Below are 10,293 nucleotides of genomic sequence, written 5' to 3'. Positions count from 1 at the left end.
GGCAGGGTCAGTTCGTCACGGCGCACGGTGGTCTTCACGATCACCATGCAACACGGTCACGGAGGCGCCGCCCAGGGGGCCTTCGGGTCAGGATTGCGCAAAGACCTCCCAAGGACGCCGCCCTCGGAGGCGCCGTACGCCGCGTCTTCGAAAGGCGCCGTACGCTGGATCTTTCGACGGCCGCCTTCGGCCGTGGGCCCGCAAGCGAGAGAGAAGAGCGCGAGGACATGAGCACGCAGCACACCTACCGAGTGATCGTCCGGGGCACCTGGGACGAGCTGACGGACGCGTCCCGCGCGGCGCTCCTCGCGGAGGTCGACGAACACGGCCTCACCCAGATGAAGTTCACCCCCGAGGGCACCCTCACCTACGACCGCGCGCTCAAGCACTTCTCGCTCCGCTACGAACTGCTCTCGGACGCCGAGGACGGCGAGGAGATGGCGGGGGCGCTCGCCGAGGAGATGGCCGAGACGCGGCTGAGGGAGGCGGGCCACGGCTTCCGGGAGCTGCGGTCGACGGTGACGGACATGGACACCATGAAGATCAACCGCAAGCCGTCACGCCGCTGAGCCGTCCGCCTCCGGCACCATCTCGGCGGTGACGGCCCAGCGTTCGTGGTCGCGCCAGGCCCCGTCGACGTAGAGGAAGTCCGGCGAGAAGCCCTCCAGGCGGAAGCCCCGGCCGCGCACGAGGGCGATCGAAGGCGCGTTGCCCGGCTGGATGTTGGCCTCGAGGCGGTGCAGCCCCAGCTCCCCGAAGGCGTGGGCCATGACGAGCCCGAGCCCTTCCCTCATGAGACCCCGCCCCGCGGCGTGCGCGAACGCGCCGTAGCCGAGGGCCCCGCTGCGGAAGCCGCCCCGGACGATGTTGTTGATGTTGATGAATCCGGCGATGGCCCCGCTGTCGCGCTCGCACACGAGGAAGCCCGCTCTGGCCGGATCGTCGTGCAGCGCCGCAGCGTACGCGCGATAGGTGTCGTCCGAGGCGGGCGGGAAGAGCCAGGGCCGGTGCAGCTCGCGGCTCTCGCGCGTACGGGCGGTGAACTCGGCGGAGTCCGCGGCGGCGAAGTGGCGTATGCCCACGCGGGGGCCTTCGGCGAGATATGTGGTGCTGTCGGGCATCGGGTCACGTTATCCGGGCGGCGGGGCGGGCTGGCCTTGGGGTCATTTGCCGGGGCACCGCTCGCTCTTCTTCACGACGCCGATCGTGACCGCCTGCCCGTTGAGCGGGCGGCCCGCGGCCGGGGACTGGGAGCACACCTTCCAGTTGAGGGGCCACAGCACGGTGCGGTGGTAGCCGCTGACGTCATGGACGTCGACGCGGGTGCGGTAGTCGAGCGTCGAGAAGACGTGCGCCAGGCCCCGCCCCCGGAACTCCGGCATCGGCGGGCCCGCCGCCGTCGCGGTGGTGACGGTCATGACGGTCGCGGCGAGCGCGCCGCCCGCGATCACGCCCGTCCGCCGGAACCGCGCCCTCACTTGCGCCGCCCGATGAAGTAGGCCCCGCACAGGGCGCCGATCAGTCCCGTGCCGAGCAGGGCCATCCACAGCGGCATGGTCACCTCGGGGATCAGCAGCCGGATCTTGGTGCTGCGGGTGTTCTCGAAGATGAAGACCAGGGTGAGGACGGCGACGGCGGCGACGGCGACCCTGCCGGGTGTCATCAGCCCGCCGCCCGTGCCGCGGCTCCTCGAGCCGCCCGTGGAGGTGTTGGGGCTCATGATGTGGACCCTTCCGTCGGAGGTACGTCCGGCCTCCCCCGGCACCAGCATGGGCGGCCGGACCGGGTTCGCGCGCGGTGGGTGTGCCTCCGGGGTGGGGCGGTGGGCCATGCGGGTGACGTCAGCGGCCGACCACGGGCAGCTCCAGGACGCCGGTGTCCCGGGGCTCGCTGGTGACCGTGACCGGCTTGACGCCCTTGTTGCCGAGGTACGCCCCGTCGCTCGCCGCCACCACGAAGCGCAGCCGGTGGCCCTTCTCGTAGCGGTGCACGATGCCCGGCAGCGAGACGGTGAACGGCTTCGTCACGTCCGGTACCCGCACGGGCGAGACGAGCCGGTGGACCAGGGTCTTCGTGCCGTCCGGCGCGACGTCGTACAGCTTGGCGAAGAGGACCAGCTTGTCGGCCGCGTCCCCGGAGTGCTGCACGCGCTCGGTCCGCGGCGAGCGCACCTTCAGGGTCGCCTTCGGGGCGCCGGCCACGTCCACCGCGTCGGTGAAGGGTTCGGTCGTCCAGTCGAGGTAGGTGCCCTTGGTGTCGTACGGGGCGGGGTCGGGCAGACCGAGCATGCCGGCGAGCGAGGACTCCGAATGGCTCGTGGGGATCAGCCAGTTGCGGTACTCGCGGCTGCCGCGCGCCACCTTCGCGCGGTCGTCGACGAGCTTGCCGTCTCCGGAGAGGTACAGCTTGCGGTTGAGGGCGGGCGGCTGGGACGCGGTCGCGTACGTATGGGCCGGGTCGTCGATCCAGTCGCGGTAGTACGCGAAGGCGGGGCCGGTGTCGACGTCCTTCTTCAGGTGGAGGTAGCGGTCGAACCAGGCGAGGATGCGCCGGCCGACGTACGACGACTCCAAGTTCCCCGCTTCCAGGTTCAGTTCGCCCGACGCCGCGTCCCGCACGCCGCCGCTGTGGCCCCAGGACTGCCAGATCATCTTCGCCGGGGTGCCCTGCGCCTTGAGCGTCTTGTACGTCGCCTCGGCCTCGTTGAGGTTGAAGAGGCTGTCGGCCTGGCCCTGCACGAGGAGCGTCGGCGCCTTCACCTCGCTCAGATACGACACCGGGGAGACGCCGCGCGCGAACTCCTGGAGTTCCTTCGTCCGGTCCGCCGGATAGCGGCCGGAGTTGAGGGTGCGGATCGTCTCGCAGGCCTTGGTGACGAAGTGCAGGCAGTCCAGCCGGTTGATGCGGGACGGGTCGAGGTTGGGGACGAGCAGCGGCTGGCCCTCGCCGATGAGGTAGAAGCCGTTCATCCACTGCCACTTGGCGGCGCCGGGCACCTCGCGGTCGGCGGCGTTGTTCGGGTCGAGGGAGTACGCCAGGTCGTGCCAGGTGATCATCGGTACGAGGGCGTCGACGCGGTGGTCCACGGCGGCGGTCGCCAGCTGGATCGCCCCGCCGTAGGAGCCGCCGATCATGCCGACGCGCGGGTCGCCCTCGCCGTCGGCGGTGACGTAGTCCACCTTCGTGCCGTCGTCGGCGGCGCGTTCACCCGCGAGGAAGTCGACGAGGGCGGAGGCGGCCTTGCCGTCGATCCGCGGGTCGTCGAGCGATATCAGGCACCCGGACTTGCCGAAGCCGAGGCCCGAGTAGACGAGCCCGACATAGCCGCGCGCCGCGAAGGCCTTGCCGGCCGCGGCGGTCGACGCGTCGGACTTGCTGCCGCCGAAGCCGTTGGTGGAGAGCACCGCGGGCGCGGGGTGCGCGGCGTCCACCCCGGCGGGGCGGTACAGGTCGGCGTCGACCGTGCAGCTGCGGCCGCCCGCCTCGACGGTGAACTTCAGCGCGGTGACGGTGAATTCGCCCCCCGCTCCGGCGGCGGAGGCATCCGCGGAGGCGTTCGCGGGGGCGGGCGCGGCGACGGCGAGCGGCGCGGCGAGCGCTGCCGCTGCGGCGAGGGTCAGGGCACGGCGACGGGACAAGGGAACCTCCACGCTGAGGGCTACCGACTGGTAGTACCGGCCCCGCTCATGGTGTGACACGTGTCAGAGCACGGTCAACGGCCGTGACGGCGGTTTCTGTCGGGAGATTCCGTGCAGGGGCCCGCCCCGAAGGCCTGCGGATGGCGGTCGGCGCGCGTCAGACAAGCGCCGGTACGTCCAGCGTCACCGTGCCCGCGTCCGCGTCCAGCTGCCCCGGCACCCCGAACGGCACGGTCAGCGCCCCGTCGCAGTGCCCGAACCCTAACTCCTCGGCCACGGGCACGCCGAGCCCGCCGAGCCGGTCGGCGAAGAGCGCCCGCACCTCGTCGTAGGGGCCGCACTCCTGCCACGAGCCGAGCACGATCCCGGCGACGCCCTCCAGCCAGCGGGAGCGCAGGAGCTGGGTGAGGGTCCGGTCCAGGCGGTACGGCTCCTCGCCGATGTCCTCGAGGAAGAGCAGGCCGCCGCGCGCGGACGTCCGCGCGCCCGGTGTGCCGAGATCGGAGGCGAGCAGGGAGACGCAGCCGCCGAGCGTGACGCCCCGGGCGCGGCCGCCGACGAGCGCCCTCGCGTGCCGCGGCGCGGTGATGACCTGGGCGGCCTCCGGGGTGAACAGGGTGGTGCGCAGGTGCTCCTGTGCCGCCGCGTTCTTGAGGAAGTCCACCGCCGCGGTCATCGGGCCGTGCAGGGTCGCGAGGCCGAGGCGGGTGGCGAACGCCTCGTGCAGCGCGGTGATGTCGCTGTAGCCGAGGAACACCTTGGGCCCGGCCGTCCGGGTCGCGTCCCGCATCGCGGCCCAGTCGACGAGGTCCACCATGCGCTGGACGCCGTACCCGCCGCGTGCGCAGAACACGGCGGCCACGGACGGGTCGCACCACGCCCGTTCCAGGTCACGGGCGCGGTCGGCGTCGCTCCCGGCGAGGTAGCCGAACTCCCGGTGCACATCGCGCACATGGGGCATGGCGAAGGGTTCCAGGTCCCAGCCGCGCAGGATGTCGAGGCCCGCTTCGAGCCGGTCCGGCGGGACGGGTCCGCTCGGCGCCACGACGGCCACCCGCGCGCCGGGTATGAGGCGCGCGGGCCGGGCGAGGGCCCTCACTTGCCGAGTTCCAGGGCCGGCACGGGCCCCGCCAGATCGATCCCGAACACCTGGGCGTACAGGGAGAGTTCGGCCTCCAGGGCGCGGACCATCGTGTCGGCGCGGCGGAATCCGTGCCCCTCGCCCTCGAAGGCGAGGTAGGCGTGCGGGATGCCGCTCCCCTCCAGCCGGGCGAGGAACCGCTCGGACTGCGCGGGCGGGCAGACCACGTCGTCGAGCCCTTGCAGGAGCAGGAAGGGGACGGTGACGCGGTCGGCGTGCTCCAGCGGGGAACGCTCCCCGTACCGCCCGGGCACCTCGTCGAGCGGTCCGACGAGCGAGTCCAGGTAGCGCGATTCGAGGTCGTGGGTCTCCCCGGAGGCGAACGCGGCGAGGTCGAGCACCGGATAGATGATCGTCCCGCAGGCGTACACGTCGGTGGTGGTCAGCGAGACGGCCGTGGTCCAGCCGCCCGCGCTGCCGCCCCGGATGGCGAGCCGGGCGCGGTCCGCGGTGCCCTCGTCGGCGAGGGCGAGGGCGACGGCCGCGCAGTCCTCGACGTCCACGATGCCCCACTGCTCGCGCAGCCGGTCGCGGTAGGCGCGGCCGTAGCCGGTGGAGCCGCCGTAGTTGACCTCCGCGACGCCGATGCCGCGCGAGGTGAAGTAGGCGATGGCCAGGTCGAGCACGAGGGGCGAGCGGCCGGTGGGGCCGCCGTGCGCCCACACCACGTAGGGCGGCAGCTCGTCGTCGGACGCGGTGTGGCCGGGGTGGTGGGGCGGGTAGATGTGCGCGTGCACGGTGCGCCCCGCCGGGCCCGAGAAGGCGCGGATCTGGGGTTCGGGGTAGTACGTGGGGTCCACCGGGTCGTCGTGGGCGGCGCCGACGACGCGGGCGTGGCCGGTGCCCGTGTCCAGTTCCACGACTTCGTACGCGCTGCGCGGGCTCGCGGCGACGCCGAGTACGCGCGTGCCGTGCGCGGCGAGGGTCGATGCCCACTCCGTCCAGGGGCCGGCCGCGTCGACGACCTCGCCGGTCTCGGGGTCGAGTATGCCGAGGGCGGTGGCGCCCTTGCCGTGCACGACGGCGATCAGGCCGCTCTCCAGGGGCGCGAACCAGTTGAGGCCGACCTGCCACAGCGGGCCCGCGAACTCCTCCTCGCGCGGACACAGCGCCTGGACGTGACCTGGGTCGTCGGGGGCGGCGCGGTACAGGTTCCACCAGCCGGTGCGGTCGCTGGAGAACAACAGTCGTCCGTCCTGCGCCCATTCGACCTGTGCGACGGACTCCTCGGGCCCGCCCGCGAAGGTGCGTGCGGCGCCGAAGGTGGCGTCGCCGCGCACCTCGGCGAGCATCAGCTCCGTGCCGTCCCACGGCATGCGGGGGTGGTCCCAGGCGATCCAGGCCGCGCGGGCGCCGTCCGGGGAGACGCGGGGCCCGGTGACGAACCGGTGGGCGCCGTCGGACAGTTCACGCACGGCGGCGCGGTCCTCGGCCGCCGACCCGTCGAGCGGCACCGCGGCGATGACCCGGCGCACGTCGGTTGGCGCCTCGCCGGTGAACTCCTCGAGGACACACCAGACTTCACCGCTCTCGGGGCGCGGCACCGGGTCGGCCCAGCGCAGTCCGCCCCCCACGGACGAGAGCGGGGTCAGCGCGCGGGGCACGGCGTCCGGGGCGTCGGGCTCGTACGCGTACAGACGCTGGTCGGTGAAGTTCACGAAGACGAGCAGCGGGCCCTCGGGACGGTCGGCCCCGGCCCAGGGGCGGCCGCCGTACTCGACGAGGCGGCTGCGCACGTTCCACGGCGCGGGCAGCACCGAGCGCTCCTCGCCGTCGGGCAGCCGCCGCACCAGCGCGCGGCGCCCGCCCTCGATGGGCCTCGGCTCGGTCCACCACGCCTCGGCGCCGACGAAGCCCACGTACCCCGGAGCGCCGTCGTGGGTGGCGGCCAGCTCGGCGTCGATCGGCGACGGCCATGATCCGTACGGCCGGGTCTGCATCATGTCCTTTACTTCCCCCATTTTTCCTAGGCCGTGCGCAGAAAGCGGTCGAGGACACGGACGCCGAAGTGCAGCGCGTCGACGGGGACGCACTCGTCGACTCCGTGGAAGAGCGCCTGGTAGTCGAAGCCCTCCGGTGTCCTCAGCGGCGAGAAGCCGTAGCCGGTGATGCCGAGCCGCGAGAACTGCTTGGCGTCCGTCCCGCCCGACATGCAGTACGGCACGACGTGCCCCTCGGGTGCGAACTCCTCGACGGCCGCCCGCATTTTCGCGTACGTCGACGAGTGGACCGGCGCCTGGAGCGCCACCTCGCGGTGGTGGAACTCCCAGTCGACGTCAGGGCCTGTGAGCAGGTCAAGCGTGTGGCGGAACTCTTCCTCGCCGCCGGGCAGAAAGCGGCCGTCGACGTAGGCCACGGCCTCCCCAGGGATCACATTGACCTTGTAACCCGACTGGAGCATCGTCGGGTTGGCGCTGTTGCGGACGGTCGCCTCGACGAGCGCGGCGGTCGGGCCGAGCTTCTCCAGGAACGCGTCGACGTCGAAGCCGGGTGCCTCGGGGTCGGGTTCGAGGCCGTAGAGCGCGGCGAGTTCGACGAGTGAGGCGCGCACGGTCGGGGTGATCCGCACCGGCCAGCGGTGCTCGCCGATGCGGGCGATGGCGGCGGCCAGTCTGCTCACGGCGTTGGCGCGGTTGACCTTGGAGCCGTGGCCCGCCTTGCCGCGCGCGGTCAGCTTGAGCCAGCCCGTGCCGCGCTCCCCCGCCGCGATCGGGTAGAGCTGGTTGCCGCGCCCGTCGTGGAAGGTGAAGGCGCCCGACTCGCTGATGCCTTCCGTGCAGCCCTCGAAGAGCGGGGCGTGCCGGTCGGCGAGGAACCCCGAGCCGTCCTCGGCGCTGGCCTCCTCGTCGGCGGTGAAGGCGATGACGATGTCCCGCCTCGGCCGCACTCCGGCGCGCGCCCAGTTCCGTACGACGGACAGGATCATCGCGTCCATGTTCTTCATGTCGATCGCGCCGCGGCCCCAGACGACGCCGTCGCGGACCTCTCCGGAGAACGGGTCCACGCTCCAGTCGGCCGCCTCGGCGGGTACGACGTCCAGGTGGCCGTGGACGAGCAGCGCGTCGGCGCCGGGGTCGGTGCCCTCGATGCGGGCGACGACGTTCGTACGGCCCGGGGTGCGCTCCAGGAGTGTCGGGGTGAGGCCGGCGTCGGCGAGGCGTTCGGCGGCGTACTCGGCGGCGGGGCGCTCGCGGCAGTCGCCGCCGCCGCGGTTGGTGGTGTCGATGCGGATCAGCTCGGAGGTGAACGCGACGACCTCGTCGAGAGCCCGCGCGTCCACCGGGGCCCGATGCCCCGGCTCCTGCTCCTGGTCCTGGTCCTGGTCCTGCTGCTGGCTAGCCATACTGCTCCTCCACGGCGGCGGAGGCGATCGTCGTAACCGCCTTGAAGGTACGGATCCCCTCGTACATCGTCTCGCTGTCGTACGCGACCTTGCGCTCCCCCGTACGGCGCACTCCCGGCACGATGGTCGAGGCCATCGACAGATGCTCGGCGTCGAACTCGACCTCCACGGTGAACGGGCCGCCCACCACCGGCTCATGGCGCACGGCGAGCGCGGCGGCGTCCTTGGCCGCCGCGCGGATGTCGGCGGCGGTGCGGGCGGGGGTGCGGCAGACGGCGGCGTACCGCGAGACGTGGTCCTTCACGGCGACCTTCAGCGCGCCGGGCGCGTAGCCGAGGGCGTCCTCGCAGGCCAGGTCGTCGCCGGTGACGAGCACCACGGGGACGCCGTACTCGGCGACGACATGGGAGTTGAGCAGCCCCTCGCTCGCGCGTACGCCGTTGAGCCAGACGCCGGTGATCTGGTTGGCGAGGTAGGTGTGTGCGAGGACGCCCTCCATGCCGGCGCCCGCGTGGTAGCCGAGGAAGGCGATGCCGTCCACGTCGCCGTGCTGCACGCCCTCCACCATGGACAGCGACTTGTGCCGGCCGGTGAGCATCTGGGCCCGCTCGTCCAGCTCCTCCAGGAGCAGATTGCGCATGTCCCAGTGCGCCTCATTGATGAGTACTTCGTCGGCGCCGCCGTCGAAAAATCCGAGCACGGCGGCGTTCACGTCCGAGGTGAACATCGTCCGGCAGCGCTCCCACCGCGCGGAGCCCGGCAGCACGTCGGCGGGCCAGGTCACGCCCGTGGCGCCCTCCATGTCGGCGCTGATGAGGATCTTCACAAGTTTCCACCATCCCCTCGGGTCTGAGCCGCAAACAGCTCACACTGACATCACCCGTCGACATCAGTTGCCGGGCTACGCCGCAGCGTGAGTGTAGAGGGACGCCCGTCCCAGCCCTCTCCGAAGGAGCCCTCGTGCCCGAACAGTCCATACTCGTCCTGGATCCCGCCAGTTCCGACCACCACGCCGAGCACGAGGCGCTGCGCGCCCGGGGGCCCGCCTCGCGTGTGGACGTTCTCGGCGTGACCGCGTGGTCGATCAGCGACCCGCGGCTGCTCAAGCAGCTCCTGAACAGTGCGCAGGTCTCCAAGGACGCGCGTGCCCACTGGCCGGAGTTCGCGGAGGCCGTGCCGACCTGGCCGCTGGCCCTGTGGGTGGCGGTGAACAACATGTTCACCGCCTACGGCGACGACCACCGCCGCCTGCGCCGCATGGTCGCCCCGGCCTTCAGCTCCCGGCGCGTCCAGGCCATGCGCCCCGCCGTGGAGGGAATCGTCGACTCGCTCCTCGACGCGCTCGCCTCCCGCCCGGCCGGGGAGAGCGTGGATCTGCGCGAGCACCTGGCCTACCCGCTGCCGATCGCGGTGATCGGCCGCCTCATGGGCGTCCCCGACAGCCGCCGCGAGAGCTTCCGCAGCCTGGTCGACAACGTCTTCTCCACCACCCTCACCGCCGCGCAGGCGGCCGCGAACGCCGCTTCCCTGTACGAGGCCCTTGACCGGCTCATCGCGGCCAAGCGCGCCGAACCGGAGCCGGGCGACGACATGACCTCCCTGCTCATCGCCGCGCGCGACGACGAGGGTGACGGGAGCGGTTTCACCGATGCCGAGCTGCGCGACACGCTCCTTTTGATGATCAGCGCCGGGTACGAGACCACGGTCAACGTCATCGACCAGGCCGTGACCGCCCTCCTGACGGACCCCCAGCAGCTCGCGCATCTGCGGGCCGGGCGCGCCGACTGGAACGACGTCGTCGAGGAGACCCTGCGGCACGAGCCCGCCGTCAAGCACCTGCCGCTGCGCTTCGCCGTCACGGACATCCCCCTGCCGGACGGGCAGGCGATCGCCAAGGGCGAGGCGATCCTCGCCTCCTACGGCGCCGCCAACCGCGACCCCGACTGGCACGGCCCGACCGCCGACCGCTTCGACGCCACCCGCCCCTCGAAGGAACACCTGGCCTTCGGTCACGGCGTGCACTTCTGCCTGGGCGCCCCGCTCGCCCGCCTGGAGGTGACCACGGCTCTGCGGGCCCTCTTCGAGAGGTTCCCGGAGATCGAACTCGCGGTGCCGGTGGCGGAGTTGCGGCCGCTGCCGTCACTGATCAGCAACGGACACCGGTCCTTGCC

The 10,293-nt window shown here is 72.3% G+C and carries 10 protein-coding genes; 2 read left to right on the top strand and 8 right to left on the bottom strand.

The window, feature by feature from the left end; genetic code table 11:
* The first annotated feature begins 227 nt into the window (after positions 1–227).
* A complete protein-coding gene (locus GKQ77_RS19390) occupies positions 228–569 on the top strand; it encodes a DUF6204 family protein (protein WP_219690181.1) in 342 nt (113 codons plus the stop codon).
* Here GKQ77_RS19390 and GKQ77_RS19385 read toward each other — a convergent pair.
* The 8 genes from GKQ77_RS19385 to GKQ77_RS19350 all read right to left on the bottom strand — a co-directional run bounded on the left by GKQ77_RS19385 (position 558) and on the right by GKQ77_RS19350 (position 8,948).
* On the bottom strand, positions 558–1,121 hold the full coding sequence (locus GKQ77_RS19385) for a GNAT family N-acetyltransferase (protein ID WP_219690180.1): 564 nt from the start codon (positions 1,119–1,121) through the stop codon (positions 558–560). The two genes, GKQ77_RS19390 and GKQ77_RS19385, sit on opposite strands and share 12 nt — an antisense overlap.
* A 42-nt stretch (positions 1,122–1,163) precedes the next feature.
* Positions 1,164–1,478 carry a hypothetical protein gene (locus tag GKQ77_RS19380; protein WP_308117716.1) on the bottom strand — a complete coding sequence of 105 codons (315 nt, stop codon included), beginning with the start codon at positions 1,476–1,478 and terminating at the stop codon, positions 1,164–1,166.
* Entirely contained in the window at positions 1,475–1,720 is a 246-nt protein-coding gene (locus GKQ77_RS19375; protein ID WP_219690179.1) for a LapA family protein, read from the bottom strand. Before GKQ77_RS19375 ends, GKQ77_RS19380 begins: the two co-directional genes overlap by 4 nt.
* 121 nt (positions 1,721–1,841) lie before the next feature.
* A complete protein-coding gene (locus tag GKQ77_RS19370) occupies positions 1,842–3,638 on the bottom strand; it encodes a CocE/NonD family hydrolase (protein ID WP_258021573.1) in 1,797 nt (598 codons plus the stop codon).
* Positions 3,639–3,795: 157 nt separating this feature from the next.
* Complete coding sequence (locus tag GKQ77_RS19365) at positions 3,796–4,737, bottom strand: S66 peptidase family protein (RefSeq protein WP_219690178.1); 942 nt, start codon at positions 4,735–4,737, stop codon at positions 3,796–3,798.
* Positions 4,734–6,719 carry an LpqB family beta-propeller domain-containing protein gene (locus GKQ77_RS19360; protein WP_219690182.1) on the bottom strand — a complete coding sequence of 662 codons (1,986 nt, stop codon included), beginning with the start codon at positions 6,717–6,719 and terminating at the stop codon, positions 4,734–4,736. The genes GKQ77_RS19365 and GKQ77_RS19360 overlap by 4 nt, the downstream gene beginning before the upstream one ends.
* Before the next feature lie 26 nt (positions 6,720–6,745).
* Positions 6,746–8,122: a M20/M25/M40 family metallo-hydrolase gene (locus tag GKQ77_RS19355; RefSeq protein ID WP_219690177.1), complete on the bottom strand. Its 1,377-nt coding sequence runs from the start codon at positions 8,120–8,122 to the stop codon at positions 6,746–6,748.
* Positions 8,115–8,948: a M55 family metallopeptidase gene (locus GKQ77_RS19350; protein ID WP_219690176.1), complete on the bottom strand. Its 834-nt coding sequence runs from the start codon at positions 8,946–8,948 to the stop codon at positions 8,115–8,117. Before GKQ77_RS19350 ends, GKQ77_RS19355 begins: the two co-directional genes overlap by 8 nt.
* Positions 8,949–9,082: 134 nt before the next feature.
* Here GKQ77_RS19350 and GKQ77_RS19345 point away from each other — a divergent pair.
* On the top strand, positions 9,083–10,293 hold a 1,211-nt coding region (locus tag GKQ77_RS19345; RefSeq protein ID WP_219690175.1), incomplete at its 3' end, for a cytochrome P450 family protein.

The organism is Streptomyces anatolicus, from assembly GCF_019400875.1.
Classification (GTDB): domain Bacteria; phylum Actinomycetota; class Actinomycetes; order Streptomycetales; family Streptomycetaceae; genus Streptomyces; species Streptomyces anatolicus.
The sequence above is the reverse complement of the archived record's forward strand: the minus strand, read 5'-3'. Positions and strand labels throughout refer to the sequence as shown.

Bases quoted from the DNA above. Each gene is read 5' to 3' on its own strand.
- GKQ77_RS19390 (WP_219690181.1), top strand. From the start codon at position 228: ATGAGCACGCAGCACACCTACCGAGTGATCGTCCGGGGCACCTGGGAC.
- GKQ77_RS19355 (WP_219690177.1), bottom strand. From the start codon at position 8,122: ATGGCTAGCCAGCAGCAGGACCAGGACCAGGACCAGGAGCAGGAGCCG.
- GKQ77_RS19360 (WP_219690182.1), bottom strand. From the start codon at position 6,719: ATGCAGACCCGGCCGTACGGATCATGGCCGTCGCCGATCGACGCCGAG.
- GKQ77_RS19385 (WP_219690180.1), bottom strand. From the start codon at position 1,121: ATGCCCGACAGCACCACATATCTCGCCGAAGGCCCCCGCGTGGGCATA.
- GKQ77_RS19375 (WP_219690179.1), bottom strand. From the start codon at position 1,720: ATGAGCCCCAACACCTCCACGGGCGGCTCGAGGAGCCGCGGCACGGGC.